This window comes from Streptomyces sp. NBC_00209 (assembly GCF_045206345.1).
In the GTDB taxonomy this organism is placed as follows: Bacteria; Actinomycetota; Actinomycetes; order Streptomycetales; family Streptomycetaceae; genus Streptomyces.
In genome coordinates this window covers 2,184,392-2,206,081 of sequence record NZ_CP108121.1, presented here as the reverse complement: position 1 = coordinate 2,206,081, position 21,690 = coordinate 2,184,392, and the positions used below count along the sequence as shown (strand labels likewise).

Annotated in this window: 23 protein-coding genes and 1 pseudogene; 12 read left to right on the top strand and 12 right to left on the bottom strand. The window is 73.2% G+C overall.

Going from position 1 to position 21,690, the window contains the following annotated elements; genetic code table 11:
• Positions 1 to 47 precede the first annotated feature (47 nt).
• On the top strand, positions 48 to 680 hold the full coding sequence (locus tag OG867_RS09650; RefSeq protein WP_406284285.1) for a class I SAM-dependent DNA methyltransferase: 633 nt from the start codon (positions 48 to 50) through the stop codon (positions 678 to 680).
• A 60-nt stretch (positions 681 to 740) separates the two neighbouring features.
• Here OG867_RS09650 and OG867_RS09645 read toward each other — a convergent pair whose 3' ends face one another.
• Positions 741 to 1,283 carry a TetR family transcriptional regulator gene (locus OG867_RS09645; protein ID WP_328902158.1) on the bottom strand — a complete coding sequence of 181 codons (543 nt, stop codon included), beginning with the start codon at positions 1,281 to 1,283 and terminating at the stop codon, positions 741 to 743.
• Positions 1,284 to 1,297: 14 nt separating this feature from the next.
• Positions 1,298 to 1,876, bottom strand: a complete 579-nt coding sequence (locus OG867_RS09640; RefSeq protein ID WP_406284282.1) for a sugar O-acetyltransferase — start codon at positions 1,874 to 1,876, stop codon at positions 1,298 to 1,300.
• Positions 1,877 to 1,972: 96 nt separating this feature from the next.
• On the opposite strand from OG867_RS09640, the gene OG867_RS09635 reads away from it, so the two are divergent.
• Positions 1,973 to 3,208, top strand: coding sequence for an MFS transporter (locus OG867_RS09635; protein ID WP_406290864.1), 1,236 nt, complete (start codon positions 1,973 to 1,975; stop codon positions 3,206 to 3,208).
• A 10-nt stretch (positions 3,209 to 3,218) separates the two neighbouring features.
• Here the strand turns inward: OG867_RS09635 and thrS are convergent.
• The 5 genes and pseudogenes from thrS to OG867_RS09610 all read right to left on the bottom strand — a co-directional run.
• Positions 3,219 to 4,451: pseudogene (thrS, locus tag OG867_RS09630) on the bottom strand (threonine--tRNA ligase); the annotation flags it as partial.
• 208 nt (positions 4,452 to 4,659) lie between these two features.
• Positions 4,660 to 5,355 carry a class F sortase gene (locus OG867_RS09625; protein ID WP_328902161.1) on the bottom strand — a complete coding sequence of 232 codons (696 nt, stop codon included), beginning with the start codon at positions 5,353 to 5,355 and terminating at the stop codon, positions 4,660 to 4,662.
• 121 nt (positions 5,356 to 5,476) lie between these two features.
• Positions 5,477 to 6,259, bottom strand: coding sequence for a hypothetical protein (locus tag OG867_RS09620; RefSeq protein ID WP_406284279.1), 783 nt, complete (start codon positions 6,257 to 6,259; stop codon positions 5,477 to 5,479).
• Between the two features lie 231 nt (positions 6,260 to 6,490).
• Positions 6,491 to 7,330: a transglutaminase-like domain-containing protein gene (locus OG867_RS09615; protein WP_328902163.1), complete on the bottom strand. Its 840-nt coding sequence runs from the start codon at positions 7,328 to 7,330 to the stop codon at positions 6,491 to 6,493.
• A 3-nt stretch (positions 7,331 to 7,333) separates the two neighbouring features.
• Positions 7,334 to 8,332 carry a GNAT family N-acetyltransferase gene (locus OG867_RS09610; RefSeq protein WP_406284277.1) on the bottom strand — a complete coding sequence of 333 codons (999 nt, stop codon included), beginning with the start codon at positions 8,330 to 8,332 and terminating at the stop codon, positions 7,334 to 7,336.
• A 117-nt stretch (positions 8,333 to 8,449) separates the two neighbouring features.
• On the opposite strand from OG867_RS09610, the gene fdxA reads away from it, so the two are divergent.
• Positions 8,450 to 8,770, top strand: coding sequence for a ferredoxin (gene fdxA, locus OG867_RS09605; RefSeq protein ID WP_018105475.1), 321 nt, complete (start codon positions 8,450 to 8,452; stop codon positions 8,768 to 8,770).
• Positions 8,771 to 8,887: 117 nt separating this feature from the next.
• A complete protein-coding gene (dapC, locus tag OG867_RS09600) occupies positions 8,888 to 9,982 on the top strand; it encodes a succinyldiaminopimelate transaminase (protein WP_328902165.1) in 1,095 nt (364 codons plus the stop codon).
• A 66-nt stretch (positions 9,983 to 10,048) separates the two neighbouring features.
• Here dapC and OG867_RS09595 read toward each other — a convergent pair whose 3' ends face one another.
• Together OG867_RS09595 and OG867_RS09590 are read right to left on the bottom strand one after the other, a co-directional pair.
• Positions 10,049 to 10,480: an ATP-binding protein gene (locus tag OG867_RS09595; protein WP_328902166.1), complete on the bottom strand. Its 432-nt coding sequence runs from the start codon at positions 10,478 to 10,480 to the stop codon at positions 10,049 to 10,051.
• A 314-nt stretch (positions 10,481 to 10,794) separates the two neighbouring features.
• On the bottom strand, positions 10,795 to 11,658 hold the full coding sequence (locus tag OG867_RS09590) for a hypothetical protein (RefSeq protein ID WP_406290862.1): 864 nt from the start codon (positions 11,656 to 11,658) through the stop codon (positions 10,795 to 10,797).
• 95 nt (positions 11,659 to 11,753) lie between these two features.
• Here OG867_RS09590 and dapE point away from each other — a divergent pair, with 95 nt between their 5' ends.
• Both dapE and OG867_RS09580 read left to right on the top strand, forming a co-directional pair.
• Positions 11,754 to 12,833 carry a succinyl-diaminopimelate desuccinylase gene (gene dapE, locus OG867_RS09585; protein ID WP_406284274.1) on the top strand — a complete coding sequence of 360 codons (1,080 nt, stop codon included), beginning with the start codon at positions 11,754 to 11,756 and terminating at the stop codon, positions 12,831 to 12,833.
• A 109-nt stretch (positions 12,834 to 12,942) separates the two neighbouring features.
• Positions 12,943 to 13,728: a TIGR00730 family Rossman fold protein gene (locus tag OG867_RS09580; RefSeq protein ID WP_328902168.1), complete on the top strand. Its 786-nt coding sequence runs from the start codon at positions 12,943 to 12,945 to the stop codon at positions 13,726 to 13,728.
• A 133-nt stretch (positions 13,729 to 13,861) separates the two neighbouring features.
• On the opposite strand, the gene folP is transcribed toward OG867_RS09580, so the two are convergent.
• Positions 13,862 to 14,722 (bottom strand): dihydropteroate synthase, encoded by an 861-nt coding sequence (folP, locus tag OG867_RS09575; protein ID WP_406290860.1) that lies wholly within the window; start codon positions 14,720 to 14,722, stop codon positions 13,862 to 13,864.
• Positions 14,723 to 14,854: 132 nt separating this feature from the next.
• On the opposite strand from folP, the gene OG867_RS09570 reads away from it, so the two are divergent.
• Together OG867_RS09570 and OG867_RS09565 are read left to right on the top strand one after the other, a co-directional pair.
• Entirely contained in the window at positions 14,855 to 15,280 is a 426-nt protein-coding gene (locus OG867_RS09570) for a DivIVA domain-containing protein (RefSeq protein WP_328902169.1), read from the top strand.
• On the top strand, positions 15,277 to 15,864 hold the full coding sequence (locus tag OG867_RS09565; RefSeq protein WP_328902170.1) for a DNA-3-methyladenine glycosylase I: 588 nt from the start codon (positions 15,277 to 15,279) through the stop codon (positions 15,862 to 15,864). The genes OG867_RS09570 and OG867_RS09565 overlap by 4 nt, the downstream gene beginning before the upstream one ends.
• A 3-nt stretch (positions 15,865 to 15,867) precedes the next feature.
• Here OG867_RS09565 and OG867_RS09560 read toward each other — a convergent pair whose 3' ends face one another.
• Positions 15,868 to 16,680 carry an enoyl-CoA hydratase-related protein gene (locus tag OG867_RS09560; RefSeq protein WP_328902171.1) on the bottom strand — a complete coding sequence of 271 codons (813 nt, stop codon included), beginning with the start codon at positions 16,678 to 16,680 and terminating at the stop codon, positions 15,868 to 15,870.
• 315 nt (positions 16,681 to 16,995) lie between these two features.
• Here OG867_RS09560 and OG867_RS09555 point away from each other — a divergent pair, with 315 nt between their 5' ends.
• Positions 16,996 to 17,163 carry a DUF3117 domain-containing protein gene (locus tag OG867_RS09555; RefSeq protein WP_018105485.1) on the top strand — a complete coding sequence of 56 codons (168 nt, stop codon included), beginning with the start codon at positions 16,996 to 16,998 and terminating at the stop codon, positions 17,161 to 17,163.
• A 106-nt stretch (positions 17,164 to 17,269) separates the two neighbouring features.
• Here the strand turns inward: OG867_RS09555 and OG867_RS09550 are convergent, their stop codons facing one another.
• Positions 17,270 to 17,935: an O-methyltransferase gene (locus tag OG867_RS09550; protein ID WP_328902172.1), complete on the bottom strand. Its 666-nt coding sequence runs from the start codon at positions 17,933 to 17,935 to the stop codon at positions 17,270 to 17,272.
• A gap of 177 nt (positions 17,936 to 18,112) precedes the next feature.
• Between OG867_RS09550 and sigE the strand changes: the two genes are divergently transcribed.
• The 3 genes from sigE (at position 18,113) to OG867_RS09535 (ending at position 21,666) form a co-directional block, all read left to right on the top strand.
• Positions 18,113 to 18,880, top strand: coding sequence for an RNA polymerase sigma factor SigE (gene sigE, locus OG867_RS09545; protein WP_198956988.1), 768 nt, complete (start codon positions 18,113 to 18,115; stop codon positions 18,878 to 18,880).
• Positions 18,877 to 19,860 (top strand): anti-sigma factor family protein, encoded by a 984-nt coding sequence (locus tag OG867_RS09540; RefSeq protein ID WP_406284270.1) that lies wholly within the window; start codon positions 18,877 to 18,879, stop codon positions 19,858 to 19,860. The genes sigE and OG867_RS09540 overlap by 4 nt, the downstream gene beginning before the upstream one ends.
• A gap of 123 nt (positions 19,861 to 19,983) precedes the next feature.
• On the top strand, positions 19,984 to 21,666 hold the full coding sequence (locus OG867_RS09535; protein ID WP_406284268.1) for a trypsin-like peptidase domain-containing protein: 1,683 nt from the start codon (positions 19,984 to 19,986) through the stop codon (positions 21,664 to 21,666).
• Positions 21,667 to 21,690 lie beyond the last annotated feature (24 nt).

Here is a 21,690-nt window from a genome sequence, read left to right as displayed (position 1 = left end):
GGGGTGCCCGGCCCCGGTCGGCGCAACCACCCCTTAGGGTCGTACGGATGACCGAACTCGACGCGACCCGCGCCTATTACGACACCGTCGCCGAGGACTACGCCGCCCGCGTCCCCGGTCTCTTCGCCGAGGACGTGCCGGGGCGCGCGCTGATCGGCGCGTTCGCGGAGGAGGTCCGCGCGGACGGCGGACTCCCGGTGGCCGATCTCGGCTGCGGTCCTGGCCATGTGACGGCCCATCTGGCCGGCCTCGGGCTGAGCGTCCACGGGGTGGACGTGTCGCCGCGCATGGTGGACATCGCCCGGCGCCGCCACCCGGACCTGCGCTTCGAGACCGGAACGATGGACGCGCTGGGACCGCCGGACGGCGGCCTCGGCGGGATCGTCGCCTGGTGGTCCATCCTGCACACGCCGCCCGACCTGCTCCCGGCCCTCTTCGCGGAGTTCCGCCGCGTCCTGGCCCCCGGTGGCCGGCTGCTGCTGGGGTTCCACGCCGGGAACGGGGAGCCCTACACCTCGGAGAAGCGTGCCGGCGGATTCGCGTACGCCATCCACCTGCTGTCCACCGACCGGGTTGTCCGACAACTGGAAGAGGCCGGGTTCACCATCACCGCCCGGCTGACCACCCCGGGCGCGAGGTGGCCCCAGGTGTGCGTGCTGGCCCGGGCGGCCGGTGCGTGAGAGGTGACCTGACCGGCACCTTGGTCAGGTGGGGTGCCGGCCAGGAGCTGTGGGCACGCGTCAGGTGCGCGTGATGCGGGCGATGGCCTCGACGGTCAGGGCGCGGTCGTGCGGTTCGGTTTCCAGCGCGCGGTGGATGGAAAGGCCCTCGATGAGCGCGTCGAGCTGACGTGCTGTCGCCGGGTCGAAGTGCCACTCCAGGGCGACCCGGCTGCGGCGCATCCACTCGCGGGTCAGCTCGCGGTAGGCGGGCTTGCGGGCGGCGAGGGTGTACAGCTCGTGCGTGAGGACCAGTTCGCGCTGGTTGCCGCCGGACAGGTGGTGGACCAGATCGGCGACCGCCTCCCGGGCCTCGTCCTGCGTGGTGGCGGCGCCGAGCCGCTCCTCGAAGACGGCGACGATACCGCTGGAGAAGCGGGTGAACGCCTCCCGCAGCAGCTCGTCCATGCCGGCGAAGTGGTACGTCATCGAGCCGAGGGGCACCCCCGCGCGCGCGGCGACCTTGCGGTGCGAGGTCCCCGCGACCCCCTCGGCCGCGATCAGGTCGAGCGCGGCGGTGATGATGCGCTCCCGCCGCTCGGGGTCGTTCTGTCCGGTCGCCACGCTCTGTCCCTCGTCTAGATCGAACGGATCACCCGGGCCGGATTGCCCACGGCGACCACGTTGGCGGGGATGTCCTTGGTGACGACGGCACCCGCGCCGATGACGCTGTTGTCCCCGATGGTCACCCCGGCCAGCACGATCGCCCCGCCGCCGAGCCAGACATTGTCGCCGATCGTGATGGGCCGCGCCGCCTCCAGCTTGTCGCGGCGGGGCTCCGGCTCCACCGGATGCGTGGGCGTGAGCAGTTGGACGTTCGGCCCGATCTGGCAGTCGCGGCCGATGGTGATCGGCGCGACGTCCAGCGCGGTGAGGTTGTAGTTGACGAACGTGTCCTCGCCGACCGTGATGTACGAGCCGTAGTCGACGTACAGCGGTGGCCGGATGTGCGCCCCCGCGCCGAGACCGCCGAGGAGCTCGGCGACGACCGGCTGCGCCGCGTCCGGGTCCTCGGTGTAGGCGGCGAGATAGCGGGCGGCCAGCCGCACGGCCCGCTTCTGGGCCTCGACGATCTGCGGGTCGTCCGCGATGTACAGGTCTCCGGCGAGCATCCGCTCGTGGTTCGTACGCGGATCGCCCGCGAAGTAGTCCGTCATGGGTACGAGCGTACACTCCAGGCGTACGATCGTACGCTCGTGGCGCACGCCACCTTTTCGACCGCCGCTCTTCCCACCGCCACCCTTTCCCACCGTCTGACGAGGCCCCGCTGTATGGATGCCGCCACACGCCGCTGGCGTGCCGCACTGTTCCTCTTCATGCTCGCCGCCGGTACGGGCATGGCCTCCTGGGTCGCGCGCACCCCGGCCGTCCGGGACGGGCTCGACGTGTCCACGGGCGCGATGGGCCTGGTGCTGTTCGGGCTCTCCACCGGTTCCATGGCCGGTGTCATGGCGTCCGGGCCGCTGGTGCGGCGCCACGGGGGCCGGACGACGATCCTCGGCGGGGTCGCCCTGATCGTCGCCGGGATGCTGGTCGTCGCGGCCGGCACCGCCCTCTCGCTCGCCGCCGTGGTCTTCGGGGGACTGGCCCTGTTCGGCGGCGGGATGGGGATGAGCGAGGTGGCGTTCAACATCGAGGGCGCCGCCGTCGAGAGCGCCATCGGCCGGCCCGTCCTGCCGGTGCTGCACGGCTGCTTCAGCCTGGGCACTGTCGTCGGGGCGCTCCTCGGCATGGCGCTGACGGCGGCCGCGTTCCCCGTCGGCTGGCATCTGACACTCGTCGCGGTCCTGATAGCGGCGGCCGGTACGCGGTCGGTCCTCGCCATTCCGCCCGGCACCGGCAAGGACGACGCGCCCGCCGCCGACTCCGTGCCGGGCGGTCTGCGCGGACAACTGCACGTATGGCGCGACCGGCAGCTCGTCCTCATCGGCGTGATCGTGCTGGCGATGGCCTTCGCGGAGGGCGCGGCCAACGACTGGCTGCCGCTGCTCATGGTCGACGGGTACGACGTGAGCCCCACCGCGGGCTCGCTGACCTTCCTGGTCTTCGCTGCCTCCATGACCCTGGGCCGGCTCGCCGGCGGCCCCTTCCTGGAGCGGTTCGGCCGGGCACTGGTCGTCCGGATCAGCGGCCTGACCGCCGCGCTGGGCCTGGCGGTGGTCATCGTCGCCCCGAGCCCCCTGATGGCCGGCGCCGCCACGGTGCTGTGGGGGCTCGGCGCCTCGCTCGGCTTCCCGGTCACGGTGTCCGCCGCGGGCGACCACCCGACGGACGCCGCCGCACGGGTGGCCGCGGTCTCCACGGCGGGCTACGGCGCCTTCCTGGTCGGCCCGCCCGCCCTCGGCTTCCTCGCCGACCACATCGGCCTGCGCCTCACGATGACCGTGGTGCTCGCGCTGGTGGCCGTGGCGGCCCTGCTGGCCGGGGCGCTGGGCCCCGGCCGCGAGAGCGACGCGGCCGGGACGGAGGCGGCGCCGGTCGCGCCCTGAGGAGGCGGCCCTACGCCTCCTCGTCCCACAGCGCGGTGCTGTGAGCGGCGGTCAGCGCGGCGATCCGGGACAGCGCCTCCCCGGCCGGCACGGGGGCGAGCCGGCGGCCGTCACGCAGGCGGAGTGCGACGAGCCCGTCGGCCGCCTCCGCCGCGCCGATCACCACCTGGTACGGCACCAGCCGGGCCTCGCGGATGCGGGCGCCCAGGCTGCCGCGCTCCCGGCCGCTGACCTCCGCGCGCAGCCCCAGCCCGGCGCACCGCCCGGCCAGCTCCTCCGCGTCCGGGAGTTCGGCGTCGGACACCGGCAGGACCGCCAGCTGTTTCGGGGCGAGCCAGGCCGGGAAGGCGCCGCCGTGCTGCTCGATGAGGTGGGCCACGGCCCGCTCGACGCTGCCGATGATGGAGCGGTGCACCATGACCGGGCGGTGCTTCGCCCCGTCGGCCCCGGTGTAGTGGAGGTCGAAGCGCTCCGGCTGGTGGAAGTCGGCCTGCACGGTGGACAGGGTGAACTCGCGGCCCGCCGCGTCCTCGACCTGGACGTCGATCTTCGGCCCGTAGAACGCGGCCTCGCCCTCCGCCGCCTCGTACGGCAGCCCGGACGCCTCCAGCACCTCGGTCAGCAGCGCGGTCGAGCGCCGCCACAGCTCCGGGGCGGCGACGTACTTGCCGCCCGGCCCCGGCAGCGAGAGCCGGAAGCGGGCCGCGCGGATGCCCAGTGCCTCGTATGCCCGGAGGATCATGTCCAGCGCCCCGCGCGCCTCGTCGGCGACCTGCTCGACGGTGCAGAAGATGTGCGCGTCGTTCAGCTGGATGGAGCGCACCCGGGTCAGCCCGCCGAGCACCCCGGACAGCTCCGCGCGGTACATCCCGCCCAGCTCCGCCATCCGCAGCGGCAGTTCGCGGTAGCTGTGCGCCCGGGAGCGGTAGATCACCGCGTGGTGCGGGCACAGGCTGGGCCGCAGCACCAGCTGCTGTTCCTCGCCCAGGTCCATCGGCGGGAACATGTCGTCGCTGTAGTGCGCCCAGTGCCCCGAGCGTTCGTACAGCTCCCTTTTGCCCAGCACCGGCGAGTACACATGGCGGTAGCCCGCCCGGCGCTCGGCGCCGCGGATGTACTCCTCCAGGGTGTGCCGCAGCTCCGCCCCGTCCGGCAGCCAGTAGGGGAGTCCCGCGCCGATCAGCGGATCGGTGTCGAACAGTTCGAGCTCGCGGCCGAGTTTGCGGTGGTCGTGCATGGCGGTCTCCTCGCGTGGGAAGAGGCGAGCGACCCCACGCGAAAGCCCCGGGGCACTCGCCCCGGGGCTTGTCGGCTGGTCAGCAGTCAGCGCGCCGGGACACTCTCCGGCGTCGTCGTGTTCATGGCGGCACGCTGCATGGCTCCGATGCTAACTACGCCCCGCGCCCGCCCGCACCCGGTTTTCCCGCCCGTACGCGGGGGAAGGCCGCCGCTCACCCCTTCACCGAGTCCAGGTGCGCGAAGACCACGACGTTGTCCTCGTAGTCCTTGGCCTTCCGGTCGTAGTTGCCGCCGCAGGTGATCAGCCGCAGCTGCGCGTCCGGGGTGTCGGCGTACACCTTCTTGTCGGGGAAGTCGGCCTTCTTGAACGTCTCCACGGTGTCGACGGAGAACGAGGCCACCGTTCCGTCGGCGCGGGTGATGTCGACGGTCGCGCCGGGTTTCAGGAACTGCAGCTGGAGGAAGACGGCCGGGCCGGTCGTGGTGTCGACGTGGCCCGCCACGATCGACGCCCCCCGTTCGCCGGGAGTCGCACCGTCCTTGAACCAGCCGACCAGGTTCTTGTCGTTCGGCGGTGGCGCGTCGAGCCGGCCCGAAGAGCCGATGGAGAGCGGGGTGAACGGCGCGTCCACCGCGATCGTCGGGATGCGCAGCCGCGTCGGCACCGAGCGCGGCAGCGAGGGCGTCTCGCTCGGGGTGGAGTCCGCCGAGGCCGCGGCCGACGGGGACGCGGCGGCGGCCGGGGGCGGGGCGGGCGCCTTGTCGTCGGCCGGCGAACCGATGGAGTGGTAGATCAGGGTCATGCCGAGACCGGCCGTCGCGAGGGGCCAGATCAGGGCCCGGCCGAGCGAGCCGGTGCGGGACGCGGCCCCGGGGGAGGGGGCTTCGGTGGTCTGCGGGGCGGCCATGGAGAAGGTGCCTTTCGTCCGTACGGGGGCGGTACGAGTGGGAGGACCGGGGAAAACGCGGGCGCCGCGGCCGCCGGTCCCGGAGGGACGGCGACCGCGACGACAGGGGCCCGCGGGCCGGTCAGGCCATCGCACCGCCGGACGCCTGGCGGCGGCGGAGCCGGTACGCGGCCACTCCGGCGCCACCGAGCAGCAGCAGCGAACCGGCGGCCAGACCGCTGCCGGTCATCGCCATCGCGCCGCCACCGGTGTGCATGCCGCCGCTGGGCTTGTCCTTCTTCCAGCCCTCGTCCTCGGACTTCGACGCGGAGCCGGACTTGTCGCTCTCGTCGTTGCCGGGCTGCCACTCCTTGGCGACCGTGTTGGCGAGGGCGCCGCCACCGGTGTGGACGCCGCCGTGCGGCTTGTCCTCGTCGTCCTTGCTGTACTTGCCGCCCTCGTCGTTGTCGGGCTGCCACTCCTTGGCGAGGGTGTTCGCCAGCGCGCCGCCGCCCGTGTGGACGCCGCCGTGCGGCTTGTCCTCGTCGTCCTTGCTGTACTTGCCGCCCTCGTCACCGGGCTCCCAACCCTCGGCGACCGACTTGGCGAGGGCGCCGCCACCGGTGTGGACGCCGCCGTGCGGCTTGTCCTCGTCGTCCTTGCTGTACTTGCCGCCCTCGTCGTTGTCCGGCTGCCACTCCTTGGCGACGGTCATCGACAGCGCACCGCCGCCGGTGTGCATGCCGCCGTGCGGCTTGTCCTTCTTCCAGCCGTCGTCGGACTTGCCGTGCTCGTCGTGGTCGGAGGAGGACGAGGAGCCGTGGTCCTGGTCGGCGGCGACGGTCATCGCGTAGGCCGAGGGAGAGGTGATGGTGAGGACCGCCGTGACGGCGGCCGAAGCGAACAGCGTGCGGGCAGAGCGCATCTGTACACATTTCCTTTCGTCGCCCCTGCGAGGAGTGACGACGTGTCGACTCCTGGTGACGCAGTGGCTACGTGATCCACCGTCAGCCCGAACCCGGGAGCGCGCCATCGGAGAGCGCCGCATTGGGGCTACGGCGTGGGCCCATCGAGTGGCGAAGAACGGATAATCACCCGTTGGACGGCATGCCGCGCCCCCCGGAGGTTTGGGCGCCGCGCCACACCTCCCGCTCCGTCAGTTCAGGAGCGCCCGCGCCGCCCGCGCACTGCTGCGGACCGCCTCCGCCACGGCAGGCTCGACCTCCTCCACGACCTGCGCGTACTCCTCCATCTCGGCCGCCCCGCGCAGGAACTCGCCCGCGCGCACCAGCAGCTGGGCGTGCTCGTAGCGCAGCCTGGCCGGATGCGACGGCAGCAGCAGCGACAGCTCGGCCGCCCACAGCGCCACGGCCGTGTGCTCCGGGCGGGCCGCGGCCCAGGCCCGGATGTTGTTCAGGACCCGCAGCACGACCTCCAGCGGCCGCGCGGGCTCCAGCGACGACGGCTCCCACCGCTCCCCGGTCGCGCTCGTCACCAGCAGCTCCGCGTCCTGGTCCGCCAGCGGCCGCCCCCCGGCGAACGGATCGGCGAGCACCCGTTCCGCCGGGTCGCCGAAGCCGACCACGAAATGACCCGGCAGAGCCACCCCGTACACCGGGGCGCCCGCCCGCCGGGCGACCTCGATCCACACCACCGACAGCAGGATCGGCAGTCCGCGCCGCCGCCGCAGCACCTCGTGCAGCAGGGACGACTCCAGCCGCTGGTAGTCCGCCGCCGCCCCCTCGAACCCGCACCGCTCACCGAGCAGTTCGGCCAGTGCCGACGCCCAGGCGTGGGCCCCGCGCAGCCCGTACGGGAGCAGCCCGGCGAGCCGGTCCAGCTCGATCTGGGCCTCGTCCATGCCGTGCGCGTCCAGCTCCGGATCCGCCTCCGCCGCCACCAGCAGGCACAGCAGCGCCAGGTCGGGCCGCTCGGCCCGGGCCTCCTCCGCGAACCGGCGGCGCAGCTCCTCGCGGTCGTTCCTCTCGGGCGCCACCGGTCACACCGGCCGGAAGTGGTGGTAGCGGTGGTGCGTCGCGAAGCCCATCCCGTCGTACAGCGCGCGGGCGCCCTCGTTGTCCGCCTCCACCTGGAGCCAGGCGGCGGACGCGCCCTCGTCCATCGCCTGCCGGGCCAGCGCGGTCATCACGGCGGTCGCCAGGCCCCGGCGGCGGTGCTCCGGGGCCACCTCGACGGCCATGAAGCCGGCCCACCGCCCGTCCACCACGCACCGCCCGATCGCGGCGGGCGCCCCGCCGTCCTCGCCGGGCACGGTCGCGAACCACACCGAGGGGCCGCCGTGCAGCACCGCCGTCACCTCCGGCCCCGGCTTCCCGACGCGCTGGTAGCGGGCGAGCCACGCCGCACCGGCCGTACGGTCCAGCCGGACCCGGGACACCTCGGCCGGCAGGTCGCCGACCGGGGCGAGCGCCGCGATCCGCACCTCCGCCGTCACCTCGCGCCGCCAGCCGTGCTCCTCCAGAGCCGCGCACAGTTCCTCCTGCGCGCCCTCGGCACCGGTCGCGGTCTGTACGTACGCGGGCAGCCCCCGGTCCGCGTACCACTCGCGGACGCGTCCGAGTGCCACGCCGAGCGGCACGCCCGGGTCGCCGAGCGGCAGCACCGAGTTGGCGCGGCGGGTGAACCCGGCGGAGGCGCGCAGCAGCCAGTCGCCAAGCGGTTCGCTCTCCACGGGCTGCCAGGCGCGCGCGGTCACCCGGGCGAGTTCGGCGAAGGAGGCGGCGGGGCCGCGCCGCCGGGCCGGGGCAGCGGGCACGACCTTGCCCGCCACGAGAGAGGACTCCGCGATGCGCACCGACACGCCGCCCTTGAGTGTGATGCACAGCACGCCGTCGTTCCATGATGTGAGAACGCCGACCGTGTCGGTGAATTTCGGCCCCTCGGAGCCGTCTCCGCCCAGACGCCGGACTGATACCCGTTTGCCCACGTCAGCCGGTGCAATTCGGACCTCCAGCCGTCCGCCGATGGTGAATTCCACAGCTCTGTCCGCCCCTCCTGTTCGGATCGTGCCCGCGAACGGAGATACTAGGTGCGGGCATCGACGACGCCGCGCTCCCGCGCGAGAGCCAACGCCCTACCGAGGAGGAACGACAGCGTGACCTACGTCATCGCGCAGCCTTGTGTCGACGTCAAGGACAAGGCCTGCATCGAAGAGTGCCCCGTCGACTGCATCTACGAGGGCCAGCGGTCCTTGTACATCCACCCGGACGAGTGCGTCGACTGTGGAGCCTGCGAGCCGGTCTGCCCGGTGGAAGCGATCTTCTACGAGGACGACACCCCGGACGAGTGGAAGGACTACTACAAGGCGAACGTCGAGTTCTTCGACGACCTCGGTTCGCCGGGTGGTGCCTCCAAGCTTGGTCTGATCGAGCGCGACCACGCGTTCATCGCCGCGCTGCCGCCGCAGAACCAGTAACAGCGCCCCGGCACGTGCGCCGCCCGGTCCCGTACGGCTCGCCGCCGTGCGGGACCGTGGTGTTTCCCGCGCCCGCCGGGCCGCCCGCGTGAACTCCGTACGAGAAAGCAGAGAGCCGTGTCCGCAGTCTCCTCCCGCCTCCCGGTCTTCCCCTGGGACAAGCTGGCGCCCTACAAGTCGACGGCCGAGGCCCACCCGGACGGGATCGTGGACCTGTCCGTCGGCACCCCCGTCGACCCGGTGCCCGAGCTGATCCGGCAGGCGCTCGTCGCGGCCGCGGACAGCCCCGGCTATCCGACGGTGTGGGGGACCGCCGCGCTGCGCGACGCGCTCACCGGCTGGGTGGAGCGGCGGCTCGGCGCGGTGTCGGTCGCCCATGAGAACGTGCTGCCCGTCGTCGGCTCCAAGGAGCTGGTGGCCTGGCTGCCGACCCAACTGGGCCTGGGCCCCGGCGACAAGGTCGCCTACCCGCGCCTCGCCTACCCGACGTACGAGGTCGGCGCCCGGCTCTGCGGCGCGGAGCCGGTGGCCTACGACGACCCGACCGCGCTCGACCCGGCCGGCCTGAAGCTCCTCTGGCTCAACTCCCCGTCCAACCCGACCGGCCGCGTCCTCGCCAAGGACGAGCTGATCCGCATCGTCGCCTGGGCGCGCGAGCACGGCGTACTGGTCTTCAGCGACGAGTGCTACCTGGAGCTCGGCTGGGAAGCGGAGCCGGTCTCGGTGCTCCACCCGGACGTGTGCGGTGGTACGTACGAGGGCATCGTCGCCGTCCACTCGCTGTCGAAGCGGTCCAACCTCGCGGGCTACCGCGCCGCGTTCATCGCGGGCGACGCGGCCGTGCTGAGCGAGCTGCTGCTGATCCGCAAGCACGGCGGCATGATGACGCCCGCGCCCGTCCAGGCCGCGACCGTCGCCGCGCTCGGCGACGACACGCACGTCGCCGAGCAGCGGGTCCGGTACGCGGACCGGCGCGCCGCCCTGCGCACGGCCCTGGAGGCCCACGGCTTCCGCATCGAGCACAGCGAGGCGAGCCTCTACCTCTGGGCCACCCGTGACGAACCCTGCTGGGACACCGTGGCGTACCTGGCGGAGCTGGGCATCCTGGTCGCGCCCGGTGACTTCTACGGACCGGCCGGCGACCGCTTCGTCCGCGTGGCGTTCACGGCCACGGACGAGCGCGTGGCGGCGGCGGTCAAGCGCCTCGGCTGACCACCGGCGTACGTACGTGAGGGCCCCGGGAGCGCGCTCCCGGGGCCCTCACGCGTGGGGCGGGCGTCAGCCGAGCGGCAGGCCCTGGGTGAGCGCGTCGGTGGGCAGACCGCCCTTGGCCGCGTCGGAGAGGGAGCCGGTGACGTCGGCGCCCTTGGTCGTGCCCTTGCCCTTGGTCGCGCTCTTGGTCGTGCCGGAGACCTTCTTCGCGGCGGGGGCGGCCTTGCCGCCGACGTCGGTGAGCGTCTTGCCCGCCACCGGCAGTGCGGTGCCGACGAGCTTGCCGCCGGTCTCGTTCGCCGCACCCGAGGCCGGCTTGGCGGCGCCTTCGACCGTCTTGCCGAGACCGGCACCCTCGACGCTGGTGAGACCGCCGAGGTCCGGGGCCTGCGGGAGCTCCGCGGCACCCGCGGCACCGGCCGCACCGACCACGGGGGCCGCACCCGCCGCGATCAGCAGCGCGGTACGGGCGATCCGACGGGTCAGGGGGAGGGACATGATGCTCCTTCGACGGGAGAGGAATTCGGGCTGTCCGTGAGCCGGACGCCATGACAACCGTCGTGGGGGCGGGTGAGGTTGCGGTGCGGTGACGTAAAGACTGAGCAATGCGTCGGATAATCCTCAGCGGAGGAACCCGGGCAAACAGTGCGCTCCGTCGTCCCCCGGCGAACCGTCACTCCCCTTGTGCCGCAAGGCTCACGGGAGGCGCGCGACCGGCCCCCGACGGGCCTTCAGGGGGGCGCCGGGGGCGCACGACGGTACCCCCGTCCGGGCGACGGCCCGCACGCGTGCGCGGGCGGCCCTGAGCGCTCTCAGCTCACCAGGCGGAGCCGTACCTCGTCCGTGTCGGCCGTCCGGCGCCTCGACGCCTCGCGTTCCGTGCGCCAGCCCGATCCGGCCGCCCACACCCGGCCCCCGTACGCGACCTCGTCGATGCCCAGCGCCTCCGACTGGGCCACCGCCCAGTGCGCCAGCTCCCAGCCCCGCTGCGGTACGCCGTCCCGGTCGGCGCGGCGGTCCGCCCGCACCGGGACCGTGAGCGCGCCCGAGGCCGAGGGGCCCGACGTGCCGGTGCCGGTGGGAAGGACGCCCTTGCCGAACGCGCTCACCAGGGCCGCCCGCACCTTTGTCGCGTCGCCCGTCCCGGCGGTGGTCCGCGGCGGTTCGCAGTCCAGCGCGGCCGGTGTGCGGCCGGTCAGCGCGGCGGCCAGCAGCGCCGCGTCCGGCTCGTGCTTCGCGTACGCCTGCGGGAAACCGCTGCGCTGGACGCGCTGCGCGGCCTCGGTCAGCGGCAGCCGCGAATAGCCCGGCACCTTGGCCAGGTGCTCGTAGAACTTCCCGGCCGCGTACACCGGGTCCATGATCTGCCGCTCGGTGCCCCAGCCCTGCGAGGGCCGCTGCTGGAACAGCCCGAGCGAGTCCCGGTCGCCGTGGTCGAGGTTGTGCAGCGCGGACTCCTGCAACGCCGTGGCCAGCGCGATGGTGACCGCGCGCTCCGGCATCCCGCGCCGGGTGCCGACGGCGGAGATCGTCGCGGCGTTCGCGGCCTGCTCGGGCGTGAGCCGGTACGAACCGTCCGCCGACCGCACCGTGCACTGATCGGATCCGCGCCCACCCGAAACGTACTGAACCGTCAGATAACCGGCCACCGCCGCGAGCACACCGACGGCCGCCACGATCCGCAGTCGACGACTGCGGCCGGGACGCCGGGGAACAGCGGAATCGGTCCTGGTCACGGGGCCACCGTACGACAGACGCTAGGCTCGTAGCCATGGCCGAAAGCATGCTTGACCTCACCCTTGACGGGCCCGCCCTCACCGCCGCGCTCGTGGACTTTCCCTCGGTGAGCGGGGACGAGAAGGAGCTCGCCGACGCCATCGAATCGGCGCTGCGCGCACTGCCGCACCTGACCGTCGAGCGGTACGGGAACAACGTCGTGGCCAGGACGGATCTCGGCCGTTCCGAACGCGTGATCCTGGCCGGGCACATCGACACCGTGCCGATCGCCGACAACGTGCCCTCCCGGCTCGACGCGGACGGACTGCTCTGGGGCTGCGGCACCTCCGACATGAAGTCCGGCGTCGCCGTCCAGCTGCGCATCGCCGCCACCGTGCCCGAGCCCAACCGCGACCTCACCTTCGTCTTCTACGACCAGGAGGAGGTCGCCGCCCACCTCAACGGCCTCGGCCGCATCGCCGACGCCCACCCGGACTGGCTGAAGGGCGACTTCGCCATCCTGCTGGAGGGCTCGAACGGCGAGGTCGAGGGCGGCTGCCAGGGCACCCTGCGCGTCTTCCTCCACCTGGCGGGCGAGCGGGCGCACTCCGCGCGCAGCTGGATGGGGTCCAACGCCATCCACGCCGCCGCCCCGGTCCTCGCCCGCCTCGCCGCGTACGAGCCCCGGCGGCCGGTGATCGACGGCCTGGAGTACCACGAGGGTCTGAACGCCGTACGCATCGAGGGTGGCGTCGCCAACAACGTCATCCCCGACGCCTGCACGGTCGTCGTCAACTACCGCTACGCCCCCGACCTCGGCCAGGAGGAGGCCCTGGCCCACGTCCGCGAGGTCTTCGCGGACTGCGGCGTCGCGGAGTTCACGGTGGACGACCACTCCGGCGCGGCGATGCCCGGCCTTTCCCACCCGGCGGCCAAGGCGTTCATGGACGCGGTCGGCGGCGTCGCCCGTCCCAAGTTCGGCTGGACGGACGTGGCCCGCTTCGGCCCCCTCGGCGTCCCCGCGGTCAACTACGGTCCCGGCGATCCGGTCCTCGCCCACAAGCGCGACGAGCACGTCAAGGTGGAGCGCATCACCCACTGCGAGGAGCGCCTGCGCTCCTGGCTCACCGCCTGACCCGCGACCTGACCTCCCGGATTCCCCTGTACGTGACCCGTGGCGATCTACGCTGGCGGGAGACGGAGGCGTCGCAGGGCGCCCCCGACGTCGGCGGAGGGAGCAGGTCATGGGCAACCGCGAGGACGCGCGCATTCCCGAGGGTGCGGAGATTCCCGAGGGCGCGGTACGGCCCGAGGAGCAGCGCCTCGGTCCCGTACTGCGCCGCAGGGACCAGGTGCAGCCCGGCACGACCGATCAGCGGCTGCTGGACTCCGAGGACGACTCCGAGTGGGTGCACACCGACCCGTGGCGGGTGATGCGCATCCAGTCGGAGTTCGTGGAGGGCTTCGGCGCGCTCGCCGAACTGCCGAGCGCCATCAGCGTCTTCGGCTCGGCCCGGACGCCCGCCGGTACGCCGGAATACGAGGCGGGTGTACGGATCGGCAGGGCGCTGGTCGACGCGGGCTTCGCGGTCATCACCGGGGGCGGCCCGGGTGCGATGGAGGCGGCGAACCGGGGGGCGCGCGAGGCGAGCGGCATCTCGGTCGGCCTCGGCATCGAGCTGCCCTTCGAGTCCGGGCTGAACCCGCACGTCGACATCGGCGTCAACTTCCGCTACTTCTTCGTCCGCAAGACGATGTTCGTCAAGTACGCCCAGGGCTTCGTCGTCCTGCCCGGCGGCCTGGGCACCCTGGACGAACTCTTCGAGGCCCTGACCCTGGTCCAGACGGGCAAGGTCACCCGTTTCCCGATCGTCCTCTTCGGCACGGCCTACTGGGGCGGCCTGGTGGACTGGCTCCGCGACACGGTGGTGGCCCAGGGCAAGGCGTCGGAGCGGGACCTGTTGCTGTTCCACGTCACGGATGACGTGGACGAGGCGGTGGCGCTGGTGACCAAGGAAGTCGGCCGCTGAGCGTTGCGGGGGCGCTGCCCCCGTACCCCCGCTCCTCAATCGCCGGAGGGGCTTGATCTGGCCGCGCGGCCACTTCCAGCCCCGCCGGCGTTTGAGGCGCGGGGTCCGGGGCGGAGCCCCGGAAACCCCACCCCTACGCCAAGCCCCGCCGCGCGACAGCCGGCGGGCGCCACCCCGCGAGGGACGCCACCATGTCGAGGACATCCCGCGTCTCGGCCACCTCGTGCACCCGGTACACCCGCGCCCCCAGCCACGCGGACACCGCGGTCGTCGCCAGCGTCCCCAGCAGCCGTTCCTTCACCGGCCGGTCCAGCGTCTCGCCCACGAAGTCCTTGTTGGAGAGCGAGACCAGCACCGGCCACCCCGTCTCCGCCATCTCCGGGAGCCGGCGCGTCGCTTCCAGCGAGTGCCGGGTGTTCTTCCCGAAGTCGTGACCGGGGTCGATCATGATCCCGTCGGGCCGGACGCCCAGGGAGACGGCCCGCTCGGCCAGCCCCACGGTCACCCGCAGGATGTCGGCCATCACGTCCTCGTACCCCACCCGGTGCGGCCGGGTCCGGGGCTCCGCCCCGCCCGCGTGGGTGCACACCAGCCCCGCCCCGTACCGCGCGGCGACCTCCGCGAGCTTCGGGTCCACCCCGCCCCACGCGTCGTTCAGCAGATCCGCCCCCGCCTCGCAGACCGCCTCCCCGACCTCGTGGCGCCAGGTGTCGACGCTGATCACCACGTCCGGGTGGCGGCGGCGCACCTCGGCGACGAACCCGACCGTGCGGCGGGCCTCCTCCTCGGCGGTGACCTCGTCGCCGGGACCGGCCTTGACGCCGCCGATGTCGATGATCGCCGCGCCGTCGGCCACGGCCCGCTCGACCCGGGCGAGCGCCGGCTCGTCCCGGAAGGTGGCGCCCCGGTCGTAGAAGGAGTCCGGGGTGCGGTTCACGATCGCCATGATCACCTGCTCGTGCGCCCCGAATTCACGCCGCCCCAGCCGGAGCACACCGCTTGCCATCCGTGTCCCTTCCTGTGAATCCGGCCCCGCGTCATCCGCCGAGGCCAACAGCCGACACTAACTGTCAGTGCCGCATGGCACGATCGGACCCGGACGAATTCCGCTCCCGGGGAGATACGCGTGTTCTGGTTCTTGCTGCTGGCGATGGTGGTGGTGGTTGCCGCGGTCACCCTCGCGGTGGTCGGTGGAGGCAGGAGCGCCGTCCTCCAGGACGTGGCGCCCGAGCAGCTGACGGACCCGCTGCCCGCCTCGCGCCCGGTCGGCCGGGCGGACGTCGAGGCGCTGCGGCTCCCCGTCGGCCTCCGGGGCTACCGGATGGCGGAGGTGGACGACGCGCTGGGCCGGCTCGGCGCCGAGCTCGCCGAGCGGGACGCGCGGATCGCGGAGCTGGAGTCGGCCCTCGCCGGTGCGCAGGCGACCAGGACGGGCGGCCCCGACCTGCTCAAGGAGGGGCACGACGCGCCGCCCCGCCCCTGGCAGTCGCCCGAGACCGCCGCCCCGGCGGACGAACGGCCGGCCCACGACGACGAGGAGCCCGGACGATGACCGGCGGAGCCGTGGCGGCGGCGGACGGCGGACTGCGCTGCCCCTGGGGCCTGTCCACCGAGGACTACCTCTGGTACCACGACACGGAGTGGGGCCGCCCGGTCCACGGCGACGACGCCCTGTTCGAGCGGCTGTGCCTGGAGGCGTTCCAGTCGGGTCTGTCCTGGCTGACGATCCTGCGCCGCCGCGAGGGCTTCCGCGGCGCCTTCGCGGGCTTCAGCATCCCGGCGGTCGCGGAGTTCACCGAGGCGGACCGGGAGCGGCTGCTGGCCGACGAGGGGATCATCCGCAACCGCGCGAAGGTCGACGCGACCATGGCCAACGCCCGGGTGCTGGCCGGCTGGGGCGCCGGTGAGCTGGACGAGCTGATCTGGTCGTACGCCCCCGACCCGCTGAGCCGCCCGGCCCCGAGGACCCTCGGGGACGTACCGGCGGTCACCCCCGAGTCCACGGCCCTGGCCAAGGAGCTGAAGAAGCGGGGGCTGCGGTTCATCGGACCGACCACGGCCTACGCCCTGATGCAGGCGTGCGGCCTGGTGGACGACCACCTCGCCGACTGCGTCTCCCGCCCCACCCCGGCGTAGCGCCTACCGCCCCAGATACTTCGGCTTCTCCTTCGCGAGGAACGCCCGCACCGCGATCCCGTGGTCCTCAGACACCCCCGCCCGGGTCTGGAGCTCGTCCTCCTTCTCCAGGGCCTCGGCCAGGCTGTGGCCCGCGCCGAAGGCGAGCGACTCCTTGAGGGCCGCGTAGGCGACGGTCGGCCCGTCGGCCAGGGCGCGGGCCACGGCGGCCGCCTCGGCGGCCAGCTCGGCGGCGGGCACCAGCCTGTTGACGATGCCCAGCTCATGGGCGTCGCGCGCGGAGATGGAGCGCGGGAAGAGCAGCAGGTCGGCCGCGCGGCTCTGGCCGATGAGCCGGGGCAGCGTCCAGGAGACGCCCGAGTCGGCGGTGAGGGCGACCCCGGCGAACGAGGTGTTGAAGGAGGCCGTGTCGGCGGCCACCCGGTAGTCGCAGGCGAGCGCGAAGCCGAAGCCCGCGCCCGCGGCGGAGCCGTTGATCCCGGCCACGACCGGCTTCGGCATCTCCGTGAGCGCCCGCACGATGGGGTTGTAGTGCTCCTGCACGGTGCTGAGCGGATTGCCCCCGCCCGCCGCCTCGGTCTCGGCCAGCTTGGACAGGTGCTCCTTGAGGTCCTGCCCGACACAGAAGGCGCGCTCCCCGGCCGCCGTGAGCAGGACCGCCCGGACGCCGGTATCGGCGGCGGCGGACCGCAGCGCGTCACGAAGTGCGACCTTGGCGGCGGTGTTCATGGCGTTCATCGCATCCGGGCGGTTGATCGTGATCGTCGCGAGCCCGTCGCTGATGTCGTACCGCACCACGTCGTCGTGATCGGCCATGAGAGGAGTCCCCTTTGAGTGTCGTTGACCTGCGTGTCCAGGCAAGCATGGCCGACTTCGCCGGAGGCGGACATGTGACCTGCGTCAAACATTTCCGCCCCGTGGAGGGGCTCAAGGGGCCGGAGTATCCCAGTGAGGTCCCCGAATTGGGTGGTTTTGAGTGAGCGCGTTGCCCAAGAGATGCAGAGCGATGTTGGTCATCGGGGTCTGTGATGCGGGATAATGGCGTGGAAGCATTGTGTTCGATGCCGGTGAGGCAGCGCCTGTCATGGGGCCGCCGGTTGCGATGAGCTGGTTTCAGGAAGGGGAACGAGCATGGCGGCCATGAAGCCGCGGACGGGCGACGGCCCGCTCGAGGTGACAAAGGAGGGGCGGGGCATCGTCATGCGAGTTCCGCTCGAAGGCGGCGGTCGGCTTGTCGTGGAGCTGACGCCGGACGAGGCCGATGCCCTCGGCGATGCCCTCAAGCAGGTCGTCGGCTGAGCAGACGCTCATAACTTCACCGCTGCCCCGGCATGCTTTCCGTGCCGGGGCAGCGGTGCGTCCGGAGCCGGGCGACTTCGTACGGCGGGGCGGCCGCGCGTACGCCTCAGCCGCGCCGGACCGCGCAGAGCAGACCGTCGCCCACCGGCAGCAGCGTCGCCATCAGCTCCTGGCTCTCGCGGACCGCCCGCAGCAGCTCCCGTACGCGCAGCACCTCCGCCGGCTGGGCGGCCGAGTCGACCGTACGGCCGTCCGCGAAGACGCCCTCGAAGCAGACGAGACCACCAGGTCGCAGCAGGCGCAACGATTCAGCGAGACAGTCGAGGCTCTCCATCCGGTCGCCGTCGCAGAACACGAGGTCGTAGCCGCCGTCCGCGAGCCGGGGGAGTACATCGAGGGCGCGTCCGGGGATGAAGCGGGACCGGTTGGCCGCGAAGCCCGCCGCCCGGAACGCCTCCCGGGCGAACTGCTGGCGCTCGGGCTCCGGGTCGACCGTGGTCAGCACCCCGTCCGGCCGCATCCCGTGCAGCAGATAGATGCCGGACACGCCGGTGCCGGTACCGATTTCCGCGACGGCCTTGGCGTCCGTGGTGGCAGCGAGCAGGCGCAGGGCGGCCCCGGTGCCTGGCGAGACCGAGCGGAGCCCTGCATCGCGGGCCCGGTCCCGGGCCCAGCGCAGTGCTTCGTCCTCGGCGACAAAGGCGTCGGCGAACGCCCAGCTCGTCTGCCGGTTGGCGGTAATGACCCTCTCCTGTCCCCTTAGTTGGCGCAACGGTGACTGTATCCGCTGGACCCGGGAACCCGCAGATGGGACCGGGCGTTGTCCAAAGGTGGGGAGAAGCCCGGTGACCAGGCCCGCCGATCGGGTCCGTGGCACGGGTGAGCTTCCGGGGATTTCCCCGGCCCCAGCTGGAAAAAGGCTTATCCGGAGCTAACGGGCGAGGTGGTTATGGTAGGGGCTCCACTGGACACCACCAGAGCCGATAGGGGAGGTGCGGCTGCGCCTGTGGATCGGGGAGGAGTGCTGCGGCGCTTTCTCAGGTCGGCGGGTGAGCCGAAATCCGTGACCGACATTGCTGACCGTTCTTCCAAAGACTCCGCACCGACCGCGACCTTCGCCTCCGATGCGGAATCCCAGGCGTGGACCCCGCCCACATGGGAAGAGATCGTCAGCACGCACAGCGGCCGCGTCTACCGCCTCGCCTACCGGCTGACGGGAAACCAGCACGACGCGGAAGACCTCACGCAGGAGGTCTTCGTCCGCGTCTTCCGTTCGCTGTCGACCTACACGCCCGGCACCTTCGAGGGCTGGCTGCACCGCATCACGACCAACCTCTTCCTGGACATGGTCCGCCGCAAGCAGCGCATCCGCTTCGACTCCCTCGGGGACGACGCCGCCGAGCGGCTGCCCAGCCGTGAGCCCTCGCCCCAGCAGGTCTTCAACGACACCCACTTCGACGCCGACGTCCAGCAGGCGCTGGACACCCTCGCGCCCGAATTCAGGGCCGCCGTCGTCCTCTGCGACATCGAGGGCCTTTCGTACGAGGAGATCGCGGCGACGCTCGGCGTGAAGCTGGGCACGGTGCGCAGTCGTATCCACCGTGGGCGCTCCCACCTGCGCAAGGCGCTGCGCCACCGCTCGCCCGAGGCGCGCGCCGAGCAGCGCTCCCTCGCGGGCGCCGGTGCCCTCCTGACCGGGGAGGGCGGCACGGCGTGAGCCAAACGGATCCGACCCCTGCGGAACAACACCTGGGGGACCGCCTCGCCGCGCTCGTGGACGGCGAGCTCAAACACGATGCCCGCGACCGGGTGCTCGCCCATCTCGCGACCTGCGCCAGGTGCGCGGCCGAGGCGTCCGCCCAGCGCCGCCTGAAGAACGTGTTCGCGCAGGCCGCCCCGCCCTCGCCCTCCGAAGGCTTCCTGGCCCGCCTCCAAGGGCTTCCGGGCGGACCGCCCGGGGGTGACGACGACCGGCAGGGAAGACCCGAGGGTGCCTCCGGGCGGTTCGGTGACGGACTCTTCCCTGGGACGCGCCCGCCGGGCGGCCGGGCGGACCTCACCACCGACCCCGGCCCCCTGGGCGGCTTCGGCTACCTCCCCGCGGCCCACGGCGGGGCCACGGCGCTGCCCTCGGCCGGTTCGGGCTTCCGTATCCACGAGGTGGGGCGCGAGGGCGACCGCTCGCCGTGGCGGGGCCGCAGGTTCGCCTTCGCCGCCGCCAGCGCCGTCTCGCTGGCCGCCATCGCGCTCGGCGGGGCCCTCCCGACGAGCACCGGCGAGACGCCGACCCGCGCCTCCGGCTCGGGCAACAGCGTGACCCCGGCGGGCGGCGACGCCCGGACCGGCGGCTCCATCCTGGCCGCCCGGCGGAACGGGACGGGACAGGGCGCGCGCGCCCTGTCCGGCCAGGCGGACCGCTCGGCCTCCCTCGCGGTGAACACCGTGTCGGCCGGGTTCGCCACTCCGACGCTGCTGGGCACCGGCCGCCTCTCCGGCAATCCGTACGGGCTGAGCCTCCGCTCCGGCATGTCCGCGATACGCCCCGGCGGGGCCGGCTCGCTGCTGGGCCGCACCCTGGGCGGCGGGCTCGACCCGGCCCCGCCCGCCGCCACCCCGCAGCCCTCCCCGCCGTCCACCTCCGCCGCCGCGAAGCCGGCTTCCGCCGACCACGGACTGCCGCTCTCGCCCCGTCGCTGATCCCGCACCCCGTACGGGATGCGCGGCCCCGGCCCAAACCTGGTTGAATTCCGGCAGGATTTTCGGGAGGGACGCCCCTTCGGGGGCGTGCGGAGGGCCGGTTGCGGCAGTTGCGGGGAGAACATGGACGACGGGAAGCCGACCGAGCCCAGGGCGAAGTGGTGGAGCCGGCCCACGCCGGGGCCGGCCACGGCCGGCGAGGCCCCGGAAACCGCGCCTGCCCAGCCGGCTGGGTCGGCCCTGGCGCCCGTGTCGGCTGAGGCGCCCACGGCGAGCGTGCCCCCGGCAACGCCCGGGGCACCCGAGGCCCACGAGTCCGCCGGGACACCAAGTGCCCCCGAAGCCCACGACACAGCCGTGGCGCCCGGCGCCCCCGAGGCGCCCGCGGTGCTCGAAGCACCCCACGACACCCCCGCGCCCCAGCCGCTGCACGAGCCGGACCCGTACGGCACCCCGCCCTACGGCGGCCCCGGTCCCTGGGCGCCCGCTCCCCCGGTACAGCGGCCGACGCCCGCGCACGGCACGCCCGTGCCCCCGCCGTACGCGGGGACGAACGGCGCGGGGATCTCCGTCGCACCCCCGCCGGCTTCGCAGGACTCGCACCCGCCCGCCCCGCAGTGGCAGAGCTACGACCCCTGGGGCGCGCCCCGGCAGCCGCTCGTCACCCAGCCGGGCCCCCCGCTCCCGGACGGCCGGCGCAAGAACCGGCGCGGCGGGATGCTGATCGGCGCGCTGCTCCTCGCCCTGGTCGCGGGCGGCATAGGCGGCGGCATAGGCGCGTACATAGAACGCAACGGCGGTCTCACCAGTGTCGAACTGCCCCAGGACGAGCGGGACGGTGGCGGCCGCGCCCCCGACAGCGTGGCCGGCATCGCGGCCAGTGCCCTGCCCAGCGTGGTCACCCTGCACGTCAGCGGCGCCACCGAGTCCGGCACCGGCACCGGCTTCGTCCTCGACGACCGGGGCCACATCCTCACCAACAACCACGTGGTCGCCCCGGCCGGTTCTTCCGGCGAGATCACCGTCACCTTCAGCGGGGGAGAGACCGCGACCGCCGAGGTCGTCGGCAAGGACAGCGGCTACGACCTGGCCGTCGTGAAGGTCAGCGGCGTCTCCGGGCTGAAGCCGCTCCCGCTGGGCAACTCCGACAACGTCCACGTGGGCGACCCGGTCGTGGCCATCGGCGCGCCGTTCGACCTGTCCAACACCGTCACCTCCGGGATCATCAGCGCCAAGGACCGCCCGATCACCGCGGGCGGCGAGAAGGGCGACGGCAGCGACGTCAGCTACGTCAACGCGCTCCAGACCGACGCCCCGATCAACCCGGGCAACTCCGGCGGCCCGCTGGTGGACACCGACGCCCATGTCATCGGCATCAACAGCGCCATCCGCGCCGCCGACAGCGGCTCGGCCGGCGAGGGCGCGCAGGCCGGCTCCATCGGCCTCGGCTTCGCCATCCCGATCAACCAGGGCAAGCTCGTCGCCGAGCAGCTGATCAACACCGGCAAGGCGACCCACCCGGTGATCGGCGTCACCCTCGACATGAAGTACACCGGCGACGGCGCCAAGGTCGGCGGGAGCGCGCAGGGTTCCTCGCCGGTCACGGCGGGCGGCCCGGCCGAAAAGGCCGGCATCGAGGCGGACGACGTCATCACCGAGGTGGACGGGGCGCGGGTGCACAGCGGCGAGGAGCTCATCGTCAAGATCCGCTCGCACCGGCCCGGGGACGACCTCAAGCTGACCGTGACCCGTGGCGGTAAAGACCTGTCCATAACTTTGACGCTGGGCTCGGCAACCGGCACGTGACCGCCACGGGAAGCTACCGTCCGG

What these genes read in the sequence shown, in the direction of transcription:
- OG867_RS09650 (WP_406284285.1), top strand. Translation starts at nt 48, where the DNA reads ATGACCGAACTCGACGCGACCCGCGCCTATTACGACACCGTCGCCGAG.
- OG867_RS09640 (WP_406284282.1), bottom strand. Translation starts at nt 1,876, where the DNA reads ATGACGGACTACTTCGCGGGCGATCCGCGTACGAACCACGAGCGGATG.
- OG867_RS09625 (WP_328902161.1), bottom strand. Translation starts at nt 5,355, where the DNA reads ATGGCCGCCCCGCAGACCACCGAAGCCCCCTCCCCCGGGGCCGCGTCC.
- OG867_RS09620 (WP_406284279.1), bottom strand. Translation starts at nt 6,259, where the DNA reads ATGCGCTCTGCCCGCACGCTGTTCGCTTCGGCCGCCGTCACGGCGGTC.
- OG867_RS09595 (WP_328902166.1), bottom strand. Translation starts at nt 10,480, where the DNA reads ATGTCCCTCCCCCTGACCCGTCGGATCGCCCGTACCGCGCTGCTGATC.
- dapE (WP_406284274.1), top strand. Translation starts at nt 11,754, where the DNA reads ATGGCCGAAAGCATGCTTGACCTCACCCTTGACGGGCCCGCCCTCACC.
- OG867_RS09580 (WP_328902168.1), top strand. Translation starts at nt 12,943, where the DNA reads ATGGGCAACCGCGAGGACGCGCGCATTCCCGAGGGTGCGGAGATTCCC.
- OG867_RS09565 (WP_328902170.1), top strand. Translation starts at nt 15,277, where the DNA reads ATGACCGGCGGAGCCGTGGCGGCGGCGGACGGCGGACTGCGCTGCCCC.
- OG867_RS09560 (WP_328902171.1), bottom strand. Translation starts at nt 16,680, where the DNA reads ATGGCCGATCACGACGACGTGGTGCGGTACGACATCAGCGACGGGCTC.
- OG867_RS09555 (WP_018105485.1), top strand. Translation starts at nt 16,996, where the DNA reads ATGGCGGCCATGAAGCCGCGGACGGGCGACGGCCCGCTCGAGGTGACA.
- sigE (WP_198956988.1), top strand. Translation starts at nt 18,113, where the DNA reads ATGGTAGGGGCTCCACTGGACACCACCAGAGCCGATAGGGGAGGTGCG.
- OG867_RS09535 (WP_406284268.1), top strand. Translation starts at nt 19,984, where the DNA reads ATGGACGACGGGAAGCCGACCGAGCCCAGGGCGAAGTGGTGGAGCCGG.